Annotated in this window: 17 protein-coding genes and 1 pseudogene; 8 read left to right on the plus strand and 10 right to left on the minus strand. The window is 68.7% G+C overall.

The annotated features are described in order from the left end of the window. Positions 1-118, plus strand: a pseudogene (locus FPV16_RS19535) (IS5/IS1182 family transposase); the annotation flags it as partial. A 490-nt stretch (positions 119-608) separates the two neighbouring features. Here the strand turns inward: FPV16_RS19535 and FPV16_RS19540 are convergent. From FPV16_RS19540 to FPV16_RS19585, 10 genes are all read right to left on the minus strand, one after another. After that, positions 609-1,007: a hypothetical protein gene (locus FPV16_RS19540; protein WP_227440034.1), complete on the minus strand. Its 399-nt coding sequence runs from the start codon at positions 1,005-1,007 to the stop codon at positions 609-611. Positions 1,008-1,201: 194 nt separating this feature from the next. Further along, positions 1,202-2,095 (minus strand): transporter, encoded by an 894-nt coding sequence (locus FPV16_RS19545; RefSeq protein WP_227440035.1) that lies wholly within the window; start codon positions 2,093-2,095, stop codon positions 1,202-1,204. A 318-nt stretch (positions 2,096-2,413) separates the two neighbouring features. Beyond that, the gene (locus FPV16_RS19550; protein WP_227440036.1) at positions 2,414-3,994 is read right to left on the minus strand and encodes a c-type cytochrome; all 1,581 of its coding nucleotides are present in this window, start codon (positions 3,992-3,994) and stop codon (positions 2,414-2,416) included. Between the two features lie 46 nt (positions 3,995-4,040). Continuing rightward, positions 4,041-4,400, minus strand: coding sequence for a hypothetical protein (locus FPV16_RS19555; protein WP_227440037.1), 360 nt, complete (start codon positions 4,398-4,400; stop codon positions 4,041-4,043). Next, positions 4,397-4,918 (minus strand): TspO/MBR family protein, encoded by a 522-nt coding sequence (locus tag FPV16_RS19560; RefSeq protein ID WP_227440038.1) that lies wholly within the window; start codon positions 4,916-4,918, stop codon positions 4,397-4,399. Before FPV16_RS19560 ends, FPV16_RS19555 begins: the two co-directional genes overlap by 4 nt. Continuing rightward, the gene (locus tag FPV16_RS19565) at positions 4,915-6,099 is read right to left on the minus strand and encodes a geranylgeranyl diphosphate reductase (protein ID WP_227440039.1); all 1,185 of its coding nucleotides are present in this window, start codon (positions 6,097-6,099) and stop codon (positions 4,915-4,917) included. The genes FPV16_RS19560 and FPV16_RS19565 overlap by 4 nt, the downstream gene beginning before the upstream one ends. A 10-nt stretch (positions 6,100-6,109) precedes the next feature. Further along, positions 6,110-7,447: a BCD family MFS transporter gene (locus FPV16_RS19570; protein WP_227440040.1), complete on the minus strand. Its 1,338-nt coding sequence runs from the start codon at positions 7,445-7,447 to the stop codon at positions 6,110-6,112. Further along, a complete protein-coding gene (gene chlG / locus FPV16_RS19575) occupies positions 7,447-8,370 on the minus strand; it encodes a chlorophyll synthase ChlG (protein ID WP_227440041.1) in 924 nt (307 codons plus the stop codon). The genes FPV16_RS19570 and chlG overlap by 1 nt, the downstream gene beginning before the upstream one ends. Before the next feature lie 103 nt (positions 8,371-8,473). Continuing rightward, positions 8,474-9,919 carry a transcriptional regulator PpsR gene (ppsR, locus tag FPV16_RS19580; protein ID WP_227440042.1) on the minus strand — a complete coding sequence of 482 codons (1,446 nt, stop codon included), beginning with the start codon at positions 9,917-9,919 and terminating at the stop codon, positions 8,474-8,476. Positions 9,920-9,954: 35 nt separating this feature from the next. Continuing rightward, entirely contained in the window at positions 9,955-10,698 is a 744-nt protein-coding gene (locus tag FPV16_RS19585; protein WP_227440043.1) for a B12-binding domain-containing protein, read from the minus strand. A 429-nt stretch (positions 10,699-11,127) separates the two neighbouring features. Between FPV16_RS19585 and bchF the strand changes: the two genes are divergently transcribed. From bchF to FPV16_RS19620, 7 genes are read left to right on the plus strand one after another with little or no spacing between them, the layout of a single operon-like run. Further along, the gene (gene bchF / locus FPV16_RS19590) at positions 11,128-11,634 is read left to right on the plus strand and encodes a 2-vinyl bacteriochlorophyllide hydratase (protein WP_227440044.1); all 507 of its coding nucleotides are present in this window, start codon (positions 11,128-11,130) and stop codon (positions 11,632-11,634) included. Beyond that, positions 11,631-12,914 (plus strand): ferredoxin:protochlorophyllide reductase (ATP-dependent) subunit N, encoded by a 1,284-nt coding sequence (locus tag FPV16_RS19595; protein ID WP_227440045.1) that lies wholly within the window; start codon positions 11,631-11,633, stop codon positions 12,912-12,914. The genes bchF and FPV16_RS19595 overlap by 4 nt, the downstream gene beginning before the upstream one ends. Positions 12,915-12,918: 4 nt before the next feature. After that, positions 12,919-14,673, plus strand: a complete 1,755-nt coding sequence (gene bchB, locus FPV16_RS19600; RefSeq protein WP_227440046.1) for a ferredoxin:protochlorophyllide reductase (ATP-dependent) subunit B — start codon at positions 12,919-12,921, stop codon at positions 14,671-14,673. Then, a complete protein-coding gene (locus FPV16_RS19605; protein WP_227440047.1) occupies positions 14,648-18,358 on the plus strand; it encodes a magnesium chelatase subunit H in 3,711 nt (1,236 codons plus the stop codon). Before bchB ends, FPV16_RS19605 begins: the two co-directional genes overlap by 26 nt. Next, entirely contained in the window at positions 18,355-19,248 is an 894-nt protein-coding gene (gene bchL, locus FPV16_RS19610) for a ferredoxin:protochlorophyllide reductase (ATP-dependent) iron-sulfur ATP-binding protein (protein ID WP_207411755.1), read from the plus strand. The genes FPV16_RS19605 and bchL overlap by 4 nt, the downstream gene beginning before the upstream one ends. 11 nt (positions 19,249-19,259) lie before the next feature. Then, a complete protein-coding gene (bchM, locus tag FPV16_RS19615; RefSeq protein ID WP_227440048.1) occupies positions 19,260-20,000 on the plus strand; it encodes a magnesium protoporphyrin IX methyltransferase in 741 nt (246 codons plus the stop codon). Next, positions 19,997-21,457: a BCD family MFS transporter gene (locus FPV16_RS19620; protein WP_227440049.1), complete on the plus strand. Its 1,461-nt coding sequence runs from the start codon at positions 19,997-19,999 to the stop codon at positions 21,455-21,457. The genes bchM and FPV16_RS19620 overlap by 4 nt, the downstream gene beginning before the upstream one ends. Position 21,458: the final 1 nt, after the last annotated feature.

Below are 21,458 nucleotides of genomic sequence, written 5' to 3' on the forward strand. Positions count from 1 at the left end.
CTTCCGCCGCCTCGCCAAGGATTACGAGCGCTATCCCAGCACACTCGCCGATCTCCACATCGTCGCCTTCGTCTGCCTCATGCTCAAACAGGCCGCTCAACTGGCAAACGGTTCATAACAGCCTCTAGGCTCGATGCTTCGGCAGAATTAAAGCCTTCGTGGCGGTCAAACGAAAAATCCGCCTCAACGCGAGACTGCCGGGTGACGTTGTTCATGAAGATGAGGCGTTCCGGAGACCACCGGACACCGTTCATTGTGGCATGCCAGACTCACGCGTCGAACGTGAATAGTACATTCTGAACGAATCAAGCTTCGGCGATGGCAACGTCGTTTGGGATGATCTTGTTGCCAGCCGCGACGCAGGGGAAGGTCGTGTCCCTTGACGTGGGATAGCTCCCTGAGAGTCACCTCGATGACCGGCGTGAGCCGGAAGGATCAAGTTGCCAGGGTCGGCAGGTTGACGAGCGGATCATCGCTGATTGGGGGGATACTTTGTCGGGTCATGGAACGTGACTGTGCTCAATGACCCGGTCGTCAATCCACTCCAGCGGGACGCGCCGACGAGCCTGCCTCGACGGGCCGTGACAACCCCGGTTTCGTGGGAGAAATTAGGCCGAGGCGCCGGCGGAAGAATCGAACAAGAAATCGTCGGCGGCTGGGACTGGGACGGACAGGCCTGAGCCGTAGGCGGCTTTCGACAGGCGCCATGGGCGATCGACCTGAGCGCGGATGGCCTCGGACGGACGCAGGCGCCGCAATGCGCCGTCCTCTCCCAGTTCTTCCACAGTGAGAAAGCCGTAGACCTGCAGACGGGCAGCGATCAGCTTGGTCTCGCGGTCGCCGGCCGCAACCGCAAGCGTCCCGCTGGCATAGACCGCATCCATGAGCGCGCGCTGGTCCACCCGCCTCGCGGCGAGGGAGGGCGAAACGACCGGAGCCTGGGGCTGGGGCCTGCCGGGACGCCGGAAGGGAACCACGTTGTCGATCGCCGTGTGAACGCTACGCATACACCGTTACCCTTGAAACCATGCGTGGGGATCAGCGAACGCCGCTGCAGCCCCACGATCGCTAGGTTTCGACGAGTCGGATTAATGGGCGGTTTACGGTAAATCCCGGACCTGTCTCGAAGGAGCACTGACTGGCTGCGGAGCGGGGAGACGAATGGCGCGCTTCGCCCCCGTCGCCGCCCCGTGACAATGCCCTACCGCAGGGATTGCCGCCCGCTCAGCGGGATTGAGGGCGCCGCGGAATTGGTGCTCTCCTTGTAGATCGGCACGATCAGCCGCAGCCAGCCGCGGGTCTCGCGGCCACCGTAATTGCGCTCGGCCACGTCCCGGGTGACGTAGGCCTGGACGTTCACCGGCCCGAAATTGTAGCCGACGAGGCCGCCCACCGCGATTTGACCCTGGCGGCGATACCCGGGGAAACGCGTGGGCAGATCGGTGGAGGCGAACGCCACCGGACCGACCTCCCATTTGCCGAACTTCTTCGTCGCGGTGAGATCGAGGTTGAGATAGTCGGGATAGACTACGCCCTGCGCGGTCACCGGATCGACGAAGATCCCGTAGAGCAGGTTCGCAGTCAGGTTGAAGCCGTTGCCGCTATACGTCGCGGCGAAACGGTGGCTCAGCGACGCGTTCTGGGTTAGGAAGCCCGTCTCGATCGGCAGGTATCCACCGAAGAGATAGCTCACCCCTAGATCGTTGCCGAGATTCCAGGCGAGCTGGGCAGCGAGCAGAGGCTGGCCAATGCCGCTCTGGTAGGGCGTGCCACGCGGGCTCGAGGCCACGACCGGCTGGATCGCCGCGAAGTTGAGCCGTGCGCCCAGCAGGTTCCACGGTGTCGCCCAAAGGAAAGTGGGTAGGTTGATGTTCGATTCGGAATCGAGCGGCCGGGTGTCGCGGACGCCGAAGCTCGACGTGTTGACGAAGTAGAGGCCGACGGGAAGCTGCGCGCCGACCGGAAGGCCGACCGTCTGTCCGGGTTGCGCCGCCGAACCGGCCTGGGCTGGCCCGGAAGCGACAGTCGTTAGGCCAAGGCCGACGCAAAGGGTGAGACCGAGCGTGGAGGTTGCGTGGCGGAAACCGTGAATCATCCAGTACCTCTTCCGGGAGCGTGATAGGGAAAGCGCCGCATTCGAGCGAGCTCTCCTTCATCGACGCACCAGCACCGGATCCCATTCCCTCCGTACCTCAATCGTAGCGGCGCTGTCACTCAAAGGTCACATTCGTATAGCCCGTCGTTCGACAAAAAAGCCTGCGAATAACAAAGCCATCGATCTATATTTGATCTTTAAATACCGATATTTGAATTATTATTCGCGGTGACTTCGGCGAATGTACCAGCAAAAATCATTGACGGTAGGCCTGCAGTCTCCATCTACGCCGATGCGGGCAACGTTGTCCCGTATTGATCACGGCGTCGGTGCGGCACCGGCGGGGGCCGGCAGGGCGGCCCGCTTTTCGGGGTTCCTAATCTGGCTGTAGACGATGCTGGAGAAGCTCCCGATCACCGTGTGCCAGCCGGGCTTGCCGTAGGCCGGGTCGTCGCGGGCGGCTTGGCAGAACGCCGTGGTCAATCCGTTTACGATATCGTCGTCCTTGGCGCCTCCGGCCGCGGCCTTTACCTTGGGAAGGAGAGCAACGACAACCGGGATAAAGTTCTCCTGCGCCAGCCCCTTCAGGCTCGTTGCGGCGCCTGCGTCGGCGATGGCTTTGGCCACATCCGGTTGAGCGATGACGGCGCAGGATGCGGTTCCCGCCAGCATGGTCTGCGTGGCGGCGCGGGCGGTGCCGACGAGGCCGCGCTGGGCGATGACGGGGGCGTTGTTGCCCCAGGCGTTGCGGATGTAATCGGTCACGTCGGCGACCTCCTGATCGGTCATGCCCGCCCCCACCGCCGGCATCGGCGCATAGCCGTTCTGGGCGGCGAGCCCGCCGAGAATCACGCGGATCACCGTCTCCGGACCCTCCGCCTGGACGGAGGTGTTGCCGGCGAGGGCCGGAATCGCCCCTTCGACGCCCTTGCCGTCCGGCTTGTGGCAGGAGGAGCAGTAGCTCAGATAGGTCGCGGCACCCGGCGCATCGGCCTGGTTAAACGCCCGAAGATCCTTGACCTTATAGCTTTCTTTCGCTTTCTGCGTGCGCAGATAGGCGACCATCGCCTTCAGGTCGGCATCGGTTAGCTTGGAGAGGGATTCCTCGATGGTCTGGCGCATCGGCCCGGCGGCGACGCCCGGCTGGTTGCCCGGAGCGGCGCCGGTTTTGAGGTATTTGACCACTTGATCGTCGGTCCAGGAGCCGATTCCGGTGTGGTCGTCGGGGGTGATGTTGGGGGCGTACCAGCCGTCGATGACGCCGCCGCCGAGTTTTCCGGCCAATCCGCTGTTTCCGACGATCTTGTTGGCGTTGTGGCACATGCCGCAATGGCCGAGCCCCTCTACGAGGTAGCCGCCGCGATTGACCTCAGCGCTGGCATTCGGATCCGGCTTGAATTCGCCCGCGGTGAAGAAGGCGGTACGCCAGGTGATGAGTGCGGTGCGAATATTGAACGGGAACGGGATCTCAGAAGGTTTGCGCGGCTCCTTCACCGGCTCGAGGGAGCGCAGGTAAGCAAAGATCGCATCGGAATCGTCACGCGTGACTTTGGTGTACCAGGCGAAGGGGAAGGCCGGATAGAGGTAGCTGCCCTCGTTGTCGATGCCTTCGTGCAGGGCGCGGTAGAAGTCGTCGGCGGTCCATTTACCGAGCCCGGTCTCGTCGTCCGGTGTGAGGTTCGGCGTGCGGATCTTCCCGATCGGCGTGTTGAGGACGTAGTTCCCGGCAAAGGGCTTGCCGCCCGGCGCGGAATGGCAGGCGACGCAATCGCCCGCCGTCGCCAAGTATTCGCCCCGCTTGATCTGTTCCGCATCTTGGGCTGAAGCTTGGGAAGAAACACCGGTCGCGGCGGCGATGAGACCGGCCGAACCGAGCAGGAGGGCAGATATGCGACGCATGAAGCCGGTTCTCCACTCGTGAAGTCCAGGATGGGACAGCTGTCGTTCAGGCACGCTTCGTGACCGTTCTGCCCGGTTGGCGACGGTCGGGCATGGCCGGATCGGATGCGCCACGCGACCCCCCGAACATGCGCAACGCGACCTCCCCTAGATGCGCCATCAGCGAGGCGAACAGGCAGAGCGCCACCACCGTCCAATCCGACCCGATCAGCGCGGCCCGGATCGCCAGCATCAGCGCCGCGCCCGAGGCGAGATTGCAGAAAAGGGGCGCAAGGAGCGGGCGATCCCCCCCATGAAGACGCCATGCCACGAGGGCGGCGGCCTCCAGGGCCACCAGACCGAGGATCACGTCGATGATCCGCCCGGAGGCGAACAGAGCCGCCAGGGTCGCCGCATCCGGAATCATACCCGGCTTCCGATCGTACGAGCGGGGCGGGCCTCACCGAACGGCCCGTTCAGTCGCACGATCGCCCGGTTCAGCAAGGTCGCGACGCTGACCCAGGCGAGGTAGGGGGCGAGCAGGAGGGCCGCGATCCCCGAGACCTGGGCCGTCACCGCGATCAGCGCCACGATGGAGAGCCACAGGGCGATCACCTCGAGATAGGCCCAGTCCGGCCGGCGCAGGCGGAAGAAGATGCCGCTCCAGGCGATGTTGAGGACGAGGTTGACGCCGTAGGCGGCGAGCAACGCGGCGCGGGCCGAGGTTCCGGCCTCCGCGTGCCAGGCGATCACGGCGGAGATCGCCGTGAGGGTGAAGATCGTGGTCCAGACCGGACCGAAGGCCCAGTCCGGCGGCTTCCAGGACGGACGCCGCAGGGATTGATACCAGGGGCCGGTGGTCGTCAGGAGCCCGCCGGCCAGGGCGGTGACGAGGGCGGCGGCCGCCGCGACCACGACCGGGCCAGTCTCGAACCCGCCGATCACGGGGAGACCCAGCGGAACAGGTGCGCCAGATCCTTGAAGAAGATCCTCACATGGGCGGCGGGCTTTGCCCGCACCAGTTCCTTGTTCATGTAGGAATCCCAGGTGAGCTGCTGGACGTCCTTGTCCTTGCAGATCGAGACGAAGCGCTCGCGCAGGGAATCGTTGCGGTACCAGACCCATTGCATCATCTGCAAAATCAGGAAGACGCGGCCGTGCAGGCGCAGGAAACGACGCCGGGCCAGGGCCAGGGAGGCGGCCTTGCCGGTGGCGAGGAAGGTGTCGGCCGCCTCCGCCGCGAGCCGGCCGCCGAGCATGGCGTAGTAGATGCCCTCGCCCGAGGCCGGGGCGACGATGCCGGCGGCGTCCCCGGTGAGCAGCACGTCGCGGCCATTGTCCCAGCGCTTGAGCGGTTTCAGCGGCAGCGGCGCGCCTTCGCGGCGTATTGTTTCCCCGGCATCGAGGCCGGTAGAGGCGCGTAAAGAGCGGATCGCCCCGCGCAGGGAGAAGCCCTTGCGGGCGCTGCCGGTGCCGATGCTGATCGTGTCGCCATGGGGAAAGACCCAGGCGTAGAAATCCGGCGAGAGCTTGCCCTGGTAGTAGACGTCGCAGCGCGTCCCCTCGACGTCGCCGCTTCCATCCGCCGGGCGCCGGACGATCTCGTGATAGGCGAAGACCTGTTTCATGGCCGCGTGGCCGGGAATCTCGGCCCGCCCGACCACCGAACTCGCCCCGTCCGCGCCGATGACGAGGCGGGTGCGGACCCGGTGCTCCGCGTCGCCGGAGCGGTAATGCACCACCGCCCCGCCGTCGTCGTCGCGGACGATGCGGGTGAAGCTGCCGGCCCGGTGGTCGGCGCCAGCCAGGGCCGCGCGGTCGCGCAGCCAGGGGTCGAAATGCTCGCGGTCGACCATGCCGACGAAACCGTCGCCGATGGGCATGTCCACCCGCTTGTCCTTGGGGGAGATCATCCGCGCCGAGCGCACGCGGGCAACGAGCAGATGATCGGGAATCGCGAAGTCACGGATCAGGCGCGGGGGAATCGCACCGCCGCAGGGCTTGATCCGGCCCGGCTTGTCGAGGAGCAGGACGCGGCGCCCCATCCGGGCGAGATCTGTGGCGGCGGTGGCCCCGGCCGGGCCGCCCCCCACCACCACGACGTCGAAGGTCTCCGGCTCCGGCATGGGTCTCACCTCAGCGATAGCGGGGTTGAAGTACGGGCCGTCGCGGGCGGGCGGCACGGCGCAGCAGCGTGGCGCTCGCGTGCTCGATCCTGAGAGCCAGGAGGGCTCCCACCAGGAACAGGGCGGCCTCGGCCAGGAACACGGCGGCATAAGCATGGACCGGCTCGGGGCTGACGAGGCGGGCGAGGTCCACCGCCATGGTCCCGAGGAAGCCGCCGGCCCCGAAGGCGACGCCCTGGGCCGCGCCCCAGACCCCCATCCGGGTGCCGCGCTCGGCCTCGCCGCCGGCCCCCGCCAGGCCCATCATCGAGCCGATGGCGGCCACGGCAAACATGCCGTTGAACAGGCCGAGGGCGAAGACCGCGACGCGCAGGGGGAAGTCCGGCCCGATGAGGCCGCCACCGGCGATCCCCGCCAGCGCCAGGGCCGAACCGGCGCAGCCGGTGGCAGTCCACAGCTTCAGCGAGCCGAGATAGGAGCCGCCGATCCCCATGGTCAGGCCGGCCACGGTGAGCATGCCGGCGAGCACGCCGCCATGCTGCAGGCCCGAGAGCTTGGTGGTGACGCCGGGCGTCATCGCGAAGACGAGGCCGGCGAAGGGTTCGAGGATGAGTTCCTGCGCGCTGTAGGCCAGCATCGCCACGAAGATGAAGACGGTGAAGCGGCGCGAGGCCGGCTCGGACCAGACCCGTGCCAGCACCTCGCGGAACGGCCGCTTCGGGGCCCTCTCCGCATGGCTAGACGGCGCCCGCACCGGCTCGATGCCACTGACCGCGAGCAAGGCTAGGAGGAAGGCGAGGAGCGAGACCGTCCCCGACACGGCCACGAGCCGGGCGCCGGAGAACGGATCGAGGAAATGTCCGGCGATCGGGGCGGTGATGGCGAAGCCCGCGATCATCATCACCCAGACGATGGTGGCCGCAGCCCCCCGGCGGCGCGCCTCGACGCCGCCCGCCAGGAGCACGAGGAGGGAGGTGCCCGCGGCACCCGCCCCCATGCCCACGGTGAGGAAGGACAGGATCGCCAGAGCGATACCGGAGGCAAGATGGGTTTCCATCAGGGCGGTCGCCGCCGCCGCGCCGAAGCCGCCGAGGCACAGCGCGGCCATACCGCCGACGATCCAGGGCGTGCGCCGCCCGCCCATATCCGAACCGTAGCCCCAGCGCGGGCGCAGAACCTGCACGGCGTAATGGAGGGTCACGAGGGCGCCGGGAATCATCGCCGGCAAAGCGAGTTCCACCACCATGACCCGGTTGAGGGTCGAGGTCATGAGGACGACCACGGCGCCAAGCGCGGTCTGGACGAGACCGAGGCGGATTATGGCGAGCCAGCCCATGGTCGGCGCCATCACGCGGCTCCCTGCTGGACGAGGGCCCTGAGGGCGAAGGCCGCCACCAGCATGCCGAGCACGTAGAGGGTGGTGCCGGTGCCATTGTACCACGCCGCTTTTTCGCGGGGATTCTTCAACAGGCGGGACATCAGGACGAGTTGCGCGGCGAGCAGGCCTGCGACGAAAACCGCATGCCCGGACCGGTCCCAGGCATAGAGGAGGGCGATCACCACCAGCTGGGGCAGGGCCATGACGAGGCAGGCGAGGCGGGCGGCCCGGTCGGTCCCGAGCTGGACCGGCAGCGAGCGGAGATTCATGCGCGCATCCCCTTCCACCGACTTGAAATCGTTGAGGGTCATGATGCCGTGGGCGCCCACGGAATAGAGGAGGGCGACGGTGAGGATGCGGTGGTCGGGCAGGGCCCCGGCCATCACGGCGGCACCGGTGAACCAGGGCAGGCCCTCGTAGCAGAGCCCCACCGCGGCGTTGCCCCACCACCCGTTCTGCTTCAGCCTCAAGGGCGGCGCGCTGTAGATCCAGGCGAGAATCAGTCCGAACAGGGCGGCATAGAGGATCCAGACCCCCAGAGCGGCCGCGACGGAGAGGGAGAGGGTGGTCCAGGCCAGCGCCACGTAGAGGCCCCAGCGGCCGGGCATGCGGCCGGACGGGATCGGCCGGTTCGGTTCGTTGATCGCGTCGACATGGCGGTCGTACCAGTCGTTGGCCGCCTGTGAGGTGGCGCAGACCAGGGGGCCGGCGAGCACGATCCCGGCGACGATGACCGGCCAGTGCCCGCTCGCCGGAACCCCGGAGGAGACCACCCCGCAGGCGAAGGCCCACATCGGCGCGAACCAGGTGATCGGCTTCAACAGCTCCAGCAGGGCGCTGGGAGCGGGCAGTCCGCGGATGGCGGAAGAAGCGGGGGAGACCGACGTTGCCATGACGTCGAAGCTAGGTTCCGACGTCGCGGTGTGTCAAGTTTGATTTACACGTCGACCGACAAATAAGGGCGACAGTCGGACGCAGACCGCCCGTCGCCGAGGCTCATTCGTCGTCGGCCACATCCGGCCCGTCGAGGTCGCCGATCCCGTAGCGGCGCAGTTTGGCGTAGAGCCCCTGGCGGCTGAGGCCCAGCATCTCGGCGGCCGAGGCGCGGTTGTCGCGGGTGATGCGCAGGGCGGCCTCGATACAGAGGCGCTCGATCAGGTCGGTCGATTCGCGCACCAGGTTCTTCATCGAGACCCGCCCGACCAGCTCGGTCATCTGCTCGACGGACCGCGGCAGCTCCCGCCCGCCGGGGGCGGCGGCGGTGCGGCGGGGGGTCGAGCGGATGGTGAAGCCGAGACAGGGCTGACCGCCGCCGGGGACCGAGACGGCGGCGACCTCGACCTCTTCCACCACCCCGTACTCGCCGCGCAGGCTCGTGGCGTAGTGGCGCACGGAGCCGTGGTGGCCGAGGGTCGAGAACAGGGCGGCGGCCTCGGTCTCATCGCGGCCGAGCCAGCGGTCGAGGGGTTCGCCGCGCACCTGCTCCTCGGTGGCAAGCTGCACCAGATCGAGGAAGGCGGCGTTGGCCGCGAGGATGCGCCGCTGCGGATCGGTGACGACGAAACCCTCGGGTAGGCTCTGGATCACGTCGAGGGCCGAGGCCCCGGTCCGGCTCGGGGGAGCCGCGTCGGACGGCTCCGCCGACAGCCGCAGGAGGGCGCTGGTGGCGTTCTCCTGCCGGAACAGCGAGGCGGCGACGCGGGTCTCGCCGCGCCCGTTGCCGAGCCGGGCGACAAGGTCGCCCGCCTGTCCGGTCACGCGCAGACCGGCGAACAGCGATTCGAGCTCGCGGGTGCTGCCCGCATCGAACAGGTCCACCACGTCCTGGCCGATGATGCGCTTCTCCGAGCGGCCGATGAGTCGGGCGGCGGCCGGGTTCACCTCGGTGACCCGGCGCGTGGCGGCATCCACCACCAGGACCGGCTCGCCGGCGAGTTGGAACAGCAGGCGGTAGCGGGTCTCGGCGCCGCGCAGGCGCAGGTAGTCGCGCTCCAGCGCCTGCTGGGTTTCCGCCAGCTTGCGCTGCAGCGCCGCCATGGCGCGCAGGTTGCGGCCGATGACGATCACCGGGCCGCCGGTCTCGAGGCGCATGGCCGAATAGCGCACCGGCAGGTCGATGCCGGTGGCGGAGGGATGGTTCACCTGGCGCCAGCGCGTCACCGCGCCGGGGGCCGCGTCACGCAGGAGCGCGGCGATCTTGGGCCGGCTCTCGACGGTGACCGTGTCCACCCAGAGCTGGCCGAGCCAGGTCTCGCAGCCCTCGTCGGTGAAGTCGGCATTGCCGAAGGCCGCGTCGCGGATCACCCCTTCCGCGTCGATGATCAACGCGAGGTCCGTCGCCGCGGCGACGAGGAGCCCGGCCGCCTCCGCATCGAGGGGACCGAGGGTTTTGCGAAGCGCTGCGAACGTTTCCGCCGCTGCAGGGAGTGCCAGACTGGTCAAGGATCACCACGATGTGACGACGTCGAGCCGGTCTTTCAGCAGGGTCTGGCCCGCGGATCAAGCAAGCTCTCGGCGATGGAAATGGCGACACGGGCATCGCTCGCCGTCGCATCTGCGCCGACGAGAACCGAATGGTCGGGGTTTTCGGTGAAGATCGGCCCACCGACCATGACACGGACCGACGGATTGCGCGAGGCGCGCCGAAGCTCCGTCACCATGCGCGCGAGGGCCGGAAGCAGGGTTTCGGACCCGAGCGACACCCCGATCACGTCGAACCAGCCCGTGCGGGCGGTCCGGATCGGGTCGGGATGGAGCTCGTGCGCCGCGCTCGTGACGTCCCATCCGGCATCGCGGAAGAAGCGCTCGATGAGGGAAAGGCCGAAGCTGTGCGTCTCGCCCGGGCAGGCCATCAGGAAGATGCTGCGCCCGTGCGGGTCCGGTGCCGGCTCCGAGCGGAACCGGGCGGTCAGATCGTGCATGATGCGTTGGAGGCGCCCCATGGCGATGGTGAGCTCCGCGAAATCGCAGAGATCCTCCTCCCACAGGTGGCCGAGATGGCGTGCCGTGGGGGCGAGGAGGTCGAGGAGCAGGCTGTCGAGGGCGAGGCCGTCCTCGATGAGGACGACGATCCGGCTCTCGACATCATCGCAATCGGGCGCGAGCACCAGGGCGGCGAATTCGGCGATCTGGTCCGGCGTCGGCAGGATGCCGGGACGCTCCGAGCGCGGGTCGGCCCGATGGGCCAGCATCAACCGCGGGATGATCTCGGCTTCGACCACGCTGGCGAGGTCGCGGTCCCAGGCCGGGCCCCGATCAGGATATAATGCATTATTACGTCGCGGATGGACTTCGCTGGACGACCTCTCAAACATCGAGGCCGCCCGAAGCGAACTGACGTCATCCATTGGAACCTCCCAATGTTGCTGACGGCTTCTTGATCCAGCTCGATCTTGAGTGTCGAACTTCGCATCATCGACTTGCGAATGCCTTTGACGCTGCTTGCAATGAGAAAATGATTACAAGCGGGCCTTGACGGCGACGATACCGCTTACCATGGATTTGGCAATCCTCCCTCTCACATTATTATGCATCAAATCTGTAAAATGAAAACGACGTAAAGCTAGCTTGACACTCTTCCGACGGGTTCCTAACCTCCCTCTCAACGGGCCTCCGACCATGCGGGGCCGGGTCGAGACGGGATGGAGCCGATGCCTGCAAGAGGAGGCCAGCCGAGACGACCTCTCTATTCGCCGGCCGAGCGCGCCCGGCGCGACGCCTCCGCCTGGACCCTGGTCCAGGGCATCCTCGCGCCGCTGCAGTTCCTGGTCTTCCTCGTCAGCCTCGGCCTCGTCCTGCGCACCTTGGCGACGGGGGAGGGGGCGTCGGCCGCCAACGTCTCCATCGTGGTCAAGACCCTCGTCCTCTACGCGATCATGGTCACCGGCTCGATCTGGGAGAAGGACGTCTTCGGACGCTACCTGTTCGCGCCCTCCTTCTACTGGGAGGACATGGTCAGCATGCTCGTGCTGGCCCTCCACACCGCCTATCTCGTGGCGCTCGCCACGGGCGCCCTCGACACGACGGGGCTGATGCTCCTGGCGCTGGCGGCCTATGCCTCCTACGCCGTCAACGCCGCGCAATTCCTGCTCAAACTGCGCGCCGCCCGGCTGCAGGCGTCGCCCCGCGCCGTCCTCTCCACGGAGGGCGCGCGATGAATGCCCACGCTCCCCTCACCGCGTTCGAGAGCGAACACGGCCTCGAGATCCGGCAGGAACGCGGTCAGCGGGCGGTGTTCTGTGGGCTCACCGGCATCGTCTGGCTTCACCGCAAGATCCAGGACGCCTTCTTCCTCGTGGTGGGGTCGCGCACCTGCGCGCATCTCATCCAGTCGGCCGCCGGGGTGATGATCTTCGCCGAGCCGCGCTTTGCCACCGCCATCATGGACGAGCGCGATCTCGCCGGTCTCGCCGACATGAACGACGAACTCGACGCGGTGGTGAGCCGCCTCGTGGCGCGCCGGCCCGAGATCAAGCTGCTGTTCCTGGTGGGGTCGTGCCCCTCGGAAGTGATCAAGCTCGACCTGTCGCGCGCCGCCCAGAGGCTGTCGCGCAGCCTCGCGCCCGACGTGCGGGTGCTGAGCTATTCCGGCAGCGGCATCGAGACCACCTTCACGCAAGGGGAGGATGCCTGCCTCGCCTCCCTCGTGCCCGAAATGCCGGCCGAGGCGGCCAATGCCGAGCCCACGCTCCTCGTGGTCGGCGCCCTCGCCGACGTGGTCGAGGACCAGTTCGCCCGGATCTTCTCGGAAATGGGAATCGGGCCCGTACGCTTCCTGCCCGCGCGCCGGGCCGGCGCGATGCCGCCGGTGGGGGAAAACACCCGCTACCTCCTGGCCCAGCCCTTCCTCGCCGACACGGCGCGGGCACTGGAGGAGCGGGGCGCCACGCGGCTCGCCGCTCCGTTTCCGCTGGGCGCCGAAGGCACCACCGGATGGCTCAAGGCCGCGGCGGATGCGTTCGGCGTGGCGGCCGGACGGTTCGCGGCCGCCACTGCGCCGGGGCTGCGCCGGGCCGAGCAGGCGCTCGCCCCCTACCGGGCGATGCTGAGGCAGCGCCGGATCTTCTTCTTTCCCGATTCGCAGCTGGAAATCCCCCTGGCGCGTTTCCTCTCGCGGGAGATGGGCGCCGAACTGGTGGAGGTCGGCACCCCCTACCTCCATCGCGGGCATCTCGACCGCGAGATGGCCCTGCTGCCGCGCGGCACCCGGATCGTGGAGGGGCAGAGCCTCGACGACCAGATGGACCGCTGCCGGCAGGCCCGTCCCGACCTCACCGTCTGCGGCCTCGGCCTCGCCAACCCGCTGGAGGCGGAAGGGCTCGCGACCAAGTGGTCGATCGAGCTGCTGTTCACCCCGATCCAGGGCTACGACCAGGCCGGCGACTTGGCCGAGCTGTTCGCGCGCCCCCTCGTCCGCCGTACCCGGCTGGAGGTGTAGCCCGATGCAGCTCACCGTCTGGACCTACGAGGGACCGCCCCATATCGGCGCCATGCGCGTCGCCACCGCCATGCGCGGCCTGCACTACGTGCTGCACGCCCCCCAGGGCGACACCTATGCCGATTTGCTGTTCACCATGATCGAGCGGCGCGATGCCCGTCCGCCGGTGACCTACACCACCTTCCAGGCGCGCGACCTCGGCTCCGACACCGCCGCGATCTTCAAGGACGCGGTCGCCGCCGCCTACGAGCGCTTCCGCCCCGAGGCGATGATCGTCGGCGCCTCCTGCACGGCGGAGTTGATCCAGGACGATCCGGGCGGTCTCGCCAAGGCCCTGGCCCTACCGATCCCGGTGATCCCGCTGGACCTGCCCGCCTACCAGAAGAAAGAGAACTGGGGCGCCTCGGAAACGTTTTATCGGCTGGTGCGGACGCTGGCCGTCCCGGTGAAACCCGCCGCGCCGCGCGAGACCCGGCGTCCGCTCTGCAACATTCTCGGCCCGACCGCTCTCGGCTTCCGCCATCGCGACGATCTCGTCGAGATCCGGAAGCTTCTCGACGCCCTCGGCATCGACGTGAACGTGGTGGCGCCCCTGGGCGCTTCGCCCTCCGATCTCGGCCGGCTGGGTGCTGCCGATTTCAACGTCGTGCTCTATCCCGAGATCGCCCGCGCCGCCGGGCAGCACCTCCAAAAGACCTTCGGCCAGCCGATGGTCGAGACCGTGCCGATCGGCGTCGCCGCCTCGATCCGCTTCGTGGAGGAGGTGGCGACGATCGCCGGTGTCGATCCGTCCCCGGTCCTGTCCGGCGCGCCCTCGCGGCTGCCCTGGTACTCGCGCTCGGTCGATTCGACCTATCTCACGGGCAAGCGCGTCTTCATCTTCGGCGATGCCACCCATGCCCTCGCCGCCGCCCGGATCGCCGCCACCGAACTCGGCTTCAAGGTGGTGGGTCTCGGCAGCTATGCCCGCGAATTCGCCCGCGAGATCCGGGCCGAGGCGGCGCTCCACGGCATCGAGGCGACGATCACCGACGATTACCTCGAGGTAGAGGCGGCGATCCAGGCCAGCGCCGCCGAACTGGTGCTGGGCACGCAGATGGAGCGCCACATCGCCAAGCGTCTGGGCCTGCCCTGCGCGGTGATCTCGGCCCCGATCCACGTCCAGGATTTCCCCGCCCGCCACTCGCCGCAGATGGGATTCGAGGGCGCCAACGTCCTGTTCGACACCTGGGTCCATCCCCTGATGATGGGGTTGGAGGAACATCTGCTCGGCATGTTCCGCGAGGATTCCGAGTTCCACGCCGACGCCGCACCCTCCCATCTCGGCCCCGGCCACTCGCCTGTCCCTCCCCCCTCTGCGGGCTACGATACCCACGCATCTCGCGGGCCGCACGGGTCCCCTCTCCTGGCAGGAGAGGGACAGGGTGAGGTGTGTGACCTCTCCGGAGATGGACCACACCTCACCCCAGCCCTCTCCTTCCAGGAGAGGGAGACCGGCGCGCCTCCTATCGAGCCCTCTCGGATAGAGGAACGGCCGTCGAGCGGATGTGTGAATCCCGGAGCCCCCGCAGAGGAGGGAGGGAGTTCCGGTGCCCTACACAGCACGTGGGCTCCCGACGCCGAGAAGGAACTCAGGAAGATCCCGTTCTTCGTGCGGGGCAAAGCCCGCGCCAACACCGAACGCTTCGCCCGCGAGCGGGCGCTCCCCCTCATCACCGTCGAGACGCTGTACGATGCCAAAGCGCATTTCGGACGCTGAGCGTCCCGCCCTCAGCCTCGTCGTCGTGACGATGGACAATCACATGGCGAGCGCCCTGGAGCGCGCCCGCCACCGGCTGCGCGACGAGATGCCGGGGCTCACGCTCTGCTTCCACGCGGCGGCCGAATGGGACACCGACCCGGGGGCGCTGGCCGCCTGCAAGACCGACATCGCCCGCGCCGACATCGTGGTCTCCACCATGCTGTTCATGGATGAACACGTCCGCGCCATCCATCCGGCACTGCTCGCCCGCCGCCCGCATTGCGACGCGATGATCGGCTGCCTGTCGGCCAGCGAGATCGTCAAGACCACCCGCCTCAACCGCTTCGACATGGACGGCACCAAAAGCGGTGCCCTCGAATTCCTGAAGAAGCTGCGCGGCAAGACCGGCGCCCAGGGCAACGGCGCCCGCCAGATGGCGATGATTCGCCGGCTGCCCAAGATCCTGCGCTTCATCCCCGGCTCGGCCCAGGATGTCAGGGCCTATTTCCTCACCCTGCAATACTGGCTCTCGGGCTCGGACGAGAACATCGCCAATCTCGTGCGCTTCCTCGTCGGCCGCTACGCCGCCGGGCCGCGCGAGAGCTGGCGCCGGATCGCCGCCGCTCCGGCGCCCCTGAGCTACCCCGAGACCGGTCTCTACCATCCGCGCATGAAGGGCCGGATCGGCGAGGATCCCTCGCTGCTGCCGGTCCCGTCCGCAGGGGTGAAGGGCCGCGTCGGCCTGCTGGTGATGCGCTCCTACGTGCTCGCCGGGAACACCGCCCATTACGATGGCGTCATCGCCGCCCACGAAGCGCGCGGGCTCAGCGTCGTGCCGGCCTTCGCCAGCGGCCTCGACAACCGCCCGGCGGTGGAGGCCTTCTTCCGGAGCAACGGCCGGCCCGCCATCGACGCCCTCGTCTCGCTCACCGGGTTCTCCCTGGTGGGCGGCCCCGCCTACAACGACGCGGCCGCCGCCGAGGAGACCCTGCGCGACCTCGACGTGCCCTACCTCGCTGCCCACGCCCTCGAATTCCAGACCGTGGAGCAATGGGAGGCCTCCGACCGCGGCCTCTCCCCCGTGGAGGCCACGATGATGGTGGCGATCCCCGAACTCGACGGCGCCACCGCGCCGATGGTGTTCGGCGGCCGTTCCAGCCGCTCGCCCGGCGCCAATGCCCGCGACATGAGCGTCCACCCGGAGCGGGCCGACATGCTCGCCACCCGCGTGGAACGCCTCGTCTCCCTGCGCCGCAAGGACAGGGCCGCGCGCAAGGTGGCCATCGTCCTGTTCGGCTTCCCGCCCAATGCCGGGAGCATCGGCACCGCCGCCTTCCTCTCGGTCTACCACTCCCTTCACAACACGCTGAAGGGCCTGAAGGCCGACGGCTACGACGTCGCCGTGCCGGGCAGCGTCGACGACCTGCGCAACGCGGTGCTGGCCGGCAATGCCGCCCGCTATGGCACCAGCGCCAACGTCCATCACCGCATCCCGGCCGACGACCATGTCCGGCGCGAGCGGCATCTCTCCGAGATCGAGGCGCAATGGGGCCCGGCTCCGGGACGCCAGAACAGCAACGGCTCGCAGATCTTCGTGCTCGGGGCGCAATTCGGCAACGTCTTCGTCGGAGTCCAGCCGGGCTTCGGCTACGAGGGCGACCCGATGCGGCTGCTGTTCGAGCGCGGCTTTGCCCCGACCCACGCCTTCTCCGCCTTCTACCGCTACCTGCGCGAGGATTTCCGCGCCGACGCCGTGCTGCATTTCGGCACCCACGGGGCGCTCGAATTCATGCCCGGCAAGCAGACCGGCCTGTCGGATTCCTGCTGGCCCGAGCGTCTGATCGGGCCGCTGCCCAACGTCTACCTCTACGCCGCCAACAACCCGTCCGAGGGTATGATTGCCAAGCGCCGCTCGGCCGCCACCATGGTGAGCTACCTGACCCCGAGCCTCACCCAGGCCGGGCTCTACCGGGGCCTGATCGACCTCAAGGCCTCCATCGAGCGCTGGCGCGGCCTGGAGCCCGAGGCGGAAGCCGAGCGTCGCGACCTCGGCCAGATGATCCAGGCGCAGGGCTCCGCCCTCGACCTGACATTGGCCGAGCCGGCCTGGTTCGGGGACATGTCCGGCAGGGTCCTGGCGCTGGGCCTCGCCCTCAGCGAACTCGAGCACACCCTGATCCCGCACGGGATGCACGTGGTCGGGGAGGGGACGCCGCCTTTGGAGCGGATCGACCTCCTGCTCGCCCTGGCTGACGCGTCGAGCGGCGTGAAGCCCGACCGCGCCGGCATCGAGGCCCTGGTGGCGGGGGCCCCCCTCGACCGGGCGCTGGCCGAAGCGGGCCTGCCCCTCGACGACGAGCACCGCGCCGCCTTCGCCGCCCTGCGCGAGACCGACGCCCTGCTGGCGCAAGACCACGAGCTTCCCGCCCTGCTGCGGGCGCTCGACGGCCGCTTCATCGCCCCGGTCGCCGGCGGCGACCTCCTGCGCAACCCCTCCGTGCTGCCCACGGGACGCAACATCCACGGCTTCGACCCCTACCGCCTGCCCTCCGCCTTCGCGGTGGCCGACGGTACGCGGCAGGTCGCCCGCATCCTCGCCCGCTACCGCGACGAGGGCGCCCCCCTGCCGGAGAGCATCGCCCTGGTCCTGTGGGGCACCGACAACCTGAAGAGCGAGGGCGGCCCCATCGCCCAGGCCCTGGCCCTGATCGGTGCGAGCCCGCGCTTCGACGGCTATGGCCGCCTCTGCGGCGCGACGCTGATCCCCCTCGACGAGCTCGGCCGCCCGCGCATCGACGTGGTGGTGACCCTGTCGGGCATTTTTCGCGATCTGCTCCCGCTCCAGACCAAGCTCCTGGCGGAAGCCTGCTATCTCGCGGCCACTGCCGACGAGCCGTCGGAGCGGAACTTCGTGCGCAAGCATGCCCTCGCCCACATGGACGAGCACGGCATCGACATGGAGACGGCCGCCCTGCGGGTGTTCTCCAACGCCGAGGGCACCTACGGCGCCAACGTCAACAACCTCGTCGAATCCGGCCGCTGGGAGGACGAGGACGAGATCAGCGAGACCTTCTCGCGGCGCAAGTCCTTCGCCTATGGCCGCAACGGCCGGCCCACCGCCCAGCGCGCCCTGATGGGCAGCGTGCTCGCCAAGGTCGATCTCGCCTACCAGAACCTCGATTCGGTGGAGGTCGGGGTGACCTCCGTCGACCATTACTTCGACGGTCTCGGCGGGATGGGCCGGGCGGTGGCCCGCGCCAAGGGCGAGGCCGTGCCGATCTTCATCAGCGACCAGACACGGGGGGAGGGCGTCGTGCGCTCCCTCTCCGAGCAGGTCTCGCTGGAGACCCGGACCCGGATGCTCAACCCGAAATGGACCGAGGGCATGCTCGGCCACGGCTACGAGGGCGTGCGCCAGATCGAGGCGCATCTCACCAACACCATGGGCTGGTCGGCCACCTCCAACGCCGTCGCGCCCTGGATCTACCAGCGCATCACCGAAACCTACCTCCTCGATCCGGCGATGCGCGAGCGTCTGGCGGCCCTGAACCCGACCGCGTCGGCCAAGGTCGCCCACCGTCTGATCGAGGCGCACCAGCGCGGCTTCTGGACTCCCGACGCGGCCACGCGCGACGCGCTCGACCGTGCCGAGGAGGAGCTCGAAGACCGTCTCGAAGGCATCACCGCAGGGGTCGCCGCATGAACATCGCCATCCGTAATCCCGTGGCCACGCGCCGCGAGGAAGGCAGCCTCCAGGTCGAACTCGATCCGGCGCTGAAGATCGGCACGGCGAAGGTCTTCGCCGTCTACGGCAAGGGCGGCATCGGCAAGTCGACCACCTCGTCGAACCTGTCGGTGGCCTTCTCGAAGCTCGGGAAACGCGTGCTCCAGATCGGCTGCGACCCGAAGCACGATTCGACCTTCACCCTGACCAAGCGCCTCGCCCCCACGGTGATCGATGCCCTGGAGGCCGTGCAGTTCCATTCCGAGGAATTGCGGATCGAGGACTTCGTGGCCGAGGGCTATAACGGCGTGATGTGCGTCGAGGCCGGCGGCCCGCCGGCCGGCACCGGCTGCGGCGGCTACGTGGTCGGCCAGACGGTGAAGCTTTTGAAAGAGCATCATCTCCTCGAAGACACCGACGTGGTGATCTTCGACGTCCTTGGCGACGTGGTCTGCGGCGGCTTCGCCTCGCCGCTGCAGCATGCCGACCAGGCTCTCATCGTCACCGCCAACGACTTCGATTCGATCTTCGCCATGAACCGGATCGTCGCCGCGATCCATTCGAAGTCGAAGAACTATCCGGTGCGCCTCGGCGGTGTCATCGCCAACCGCTCGGCCAAGACCGACGAGATCGACCGCTTCAACGCCGCGGTCGGCCTGGAGCGCATCGCGCATTTCCCCGACCTCGACGTGGTCCGGCGCTCGCGCCTGAAGAAATCGACCCTGTTCGAGATGGAGCCGACGCCGGAGCTCATCGCGGTGACCGACGAGTACATGCGGCTCGCCGCCCATCTCTGGGCCGGCGGCAAGCCGCTCTCGGCGATGCCGATGAAGGACCGCGACCTGTTCGAGTTCCTGGGCTTCGATTGAGGGTGGGCGCCATGACGAGCACCAGCTACGCGGCGCGCCGCTCGCAACTGACCACCTATTTCGACCGCACGGCGGTGGAGGCCTGGGCCCGTCTCACCACGGACGCCCCGGTCTCGAAGATCCGCGCCACCGTGCGGGCGGGGCGGGACGCCATGCGAGCGAACCTGCTCTCCTGGCTCCCCGACGACCTGACCGGCCGGCGCGTCCTCGATGCCGGCTGCGGGACGGGAACCCTCAGCGTCGAGGCCGCCCGGCGGGGCGCGGAGGTGGTCGCCATCGACGTCTCGCCGACGCTGGTGGGTCTGGCCCGTGAGCGCAGCGCCGAACTCCTCGGCGGTCACCATATCGACTTCCGCGTCGGCGACATGCTCGACCCCCGGCTCGGGCGCTTCGACCATGTGGTGGCGATGGATTCGCTAATCCATTACGGCGCCGGCGACATCGTCCGGGCGCTCGCCGAACTGGGCCTTCGCACCGACGGATCGCTGGTCTTCACCGTGGCCCCGCGCACGGCGCTCCTCACGCTGATGCATGCCGCCGGCCGGCTCTTCCCGCGCGGCGACCGGGCGCCCGCCATCGTGCCGATCACCGAAGGCGGCCTGCGCCGCCGGATCGGCAGGAAGGCCGCGCTCGCCGGCTTCGCGGTGGGCCGGACGCAGCGGGTCAACAGCGGGTTCTATCTCTCCAACGCGGTCGAATTGGCGCGGAATAGCCCTCCCCGGACTGCAGGGGAGGGGGGAATCATGTCATGAAACCCGCCGACCTCACCGCCCGCCTGCTCACGCGCCTCGGCCCCGGCCTGATGCCGTTCCTGCCCTTCGCCGATGCGGCGACGCCGGAACTGCCGCTGGGTCGGCTTCTGCGGCTGTCGCTGTTCCAGGTGACGGTGGGCATGGCCGCCGTACTCCTCATCGGCACCCTCAACCGGGTGATGATCGTCGAGCTCGAAGTCCCGGCCTGGATCGTGGCGGTGATGCTGTCGCTGCCCCTGGTCTTCGCCCCCCTGCGGGCGCTGGTGGGATTCCGCTCGGACAGGCACCGCTCGGTGCTCGGCTGGCGCCGTGTCCCCTACATCTGGTTCGGCACCCTGCTGCAGTTCGGCGGGCTCGCCATCATGCCGTTCGCGCTGCTGATCCTGTCGGGCGACACCACCGGCCCGGTCTGGCCCGGCCATGTGGCGGCGGCGCTCGCCTTCGTCATGGTCGGGGCCGGCCTCCACACCACCCAGACCGTCGGTCTCGCGCTCGCCACCGATCTCGCCCCCGCCCATGCCCGGCCGAGGGTGGTAGCGCTCCTCTGCGCCATGCTGCTCGCCGGCATGATGGTCAGCGCCATCGCCTTCGGCTTGGCTCTCGCGAATTTCTCGGCCCTGCGGCTGATCCAGGTGATCCAGGGCGCGGCCGTCGTGACCATCGTGCTCAACGGCATCGCCCTGTGGAAGCAGGAGGCGCGTCAGCCCGGACGCACGGCGACGGACCTGCCGCGCCCGAGCTTCTCGCAATCCTGGGCCGCCTATGCCGGCAGCGGCCTCGCCCGCCGGCGCCTCATCGCCACCGGCCTCGGCACAGCGGCCTTCTCGATGCAGGACATCCTGCTCGAACCCTATGGCGGCCAGATCCTGCACCTGCCGGTGGCGGCCACTACGGCGCTCACCGCCATGCTCGCGGCCGGCGGCGGGGTCGGCCTGCTGCTGGCCGCGCGCGGGCTCAACCGGGGCGGCGACCCGTTCCGGGTGGCGGCCGCCGGCAGCGGGGTCGGCATCCTGGCCTTCTCGGCGGTGATCTTCGCGGCCCCGCTGGCCTCGGCCCAGCTCTTCACCACCGGCGTCACTCTGATCGGCCTCGGCGGCGGGTTGTTCGCCCACGGCACGCTCACCGCCTCCATGGCGAAGGCGGGGCCGGAGGATACCGGCCTGGCCCTCGGCGCCTGGGGCGCAGTCCAGGCCAGTGCGGCCGGCATCGCCATCGCGGCGAGCGGCATCCTGCGGGACGTGGGCTCCAGCCTCTCGGCGTCCGGGGCGCTGGGCGAGGCCATGAGCGACCCGTCGGTGGGCTACCTCATCGTCTACCACATCGAGATCGCACTCCTCTTCGCGACCCTTGTCGCCATCGGACCGCTGGTCCGAGACACCACCGGTCGTCACACCGCCACAAGCGGCAGGGAGGCGCGCGCCCTCCTGCCGTCCTCCGTTCCCGGTCAAGGAGCCTGAT

This window comes from Methylobacterium sp. W2 (genome assembly GCF_020662345.1).
Classification (GTDB): domain Bacteria; phylum Pseudomonadota; class Alphaproteobacteria; order Rhizobiales; family Beijerinckiaceae; genus Methylobacterium.

Bases quoted from the DNA above. Each gene is read 5' to 3' on its own strand.
- FPV16_RS19540 (WP_227440034.1), bottom strand. From the start codon at position 1,007: ATGCGTAGCGTTCACACGGCGATCGACAACGTGGTTCCCTTCCGGCGT.
- FPV16_RS19545 (WP_227440035.1), bottom strand. From the start codon at position 2,095: ATGATTCACGGTTTCCGCCACGCAACCTCCACGCTCGGTCTCACCCTT.
- FPV16_RS19550 (WP_227440036.1), bottom strand. From the start codon at position 3,994: ATGCGTCGCATATCTGCCCTCCTGCTCGGTTCGGCCGGTCTCATCGCC.
- FPV16_RS19555 (WP_227440037.1), bottom strand. From the start codon at position 4,400: ATGATTCCGGATGCGGCGACCCTGGCGGCTCTGTTCGCCTCCGGGCGG.
- FPV16_RS19565 (WP_227440039.1), bottom strand. From the start codon at position 6,099: ATGCCGGAGCCGGAGACCTTCGACGTCGTGGTGGTGGGGGGCGGCCCG.
- FPV16_RS19570 (WP_227440040.1), bottom strand. From the start codon at position 7,447: ATGGCGCCGACCATGGGCTGGCTCGCCATAATCCGCCTCGGTCTCGTC.
- chlG (WP_227440041.1), bottom strand. From the start codon at position 8,370: ATGGCAACGTCGGTCTCCCCCGCTTCTTCCGCCATCCGCGGACTGCCC.
- bchF (WP_227440044.1), top strand. From the start codon at position 11,128: ATGCCTGCAAGAGGAGGCCAGCCGAGACGACCTCTCTATTCGCCGGCC.
- FPV16_RS19595 (WP_227440045.1), top strand. From the start codon at position 11,631: ATGAATGCCCACGCTCCCCTCACCGCGTTCGAGAGCGAACACGGCCTC.
- bchB (WP_227440046.1), top strand. From the start codon at position 12,919: ATGCAGCTCACCGTCTGGACCTACGAGGGACCGCCCCATATCGGCGCC.
- FPV16_RS19605 (WP_227440047.1), top strand. From the start codon at position 14,648: ATGCCAAAGCGCATTTCGGACGCTGAGCGTCCCGCCCTCAGCCTCGTC.
- bchL (WP_207411755.1), top strand. From the start codon at position 18,355: ATGAACATCGCCATCCGTAATCCCGTGGCCACGCGCCGCGAGGAAGGC.
- bchM (WP_227440048.1), top strand. From the start codon at position 19,260: ATGACGAGCACCAGCTACGCGGCGCGCCGCTCGCAACTGACCACCTAT.
- FPV16_RS19620 (WP_227440049.1), top strand. From the start codon at position 19,997: ATGAAACCCGCCGACCTCACCGCCCGCCTGCTCACGCGCCTCGGCCCC.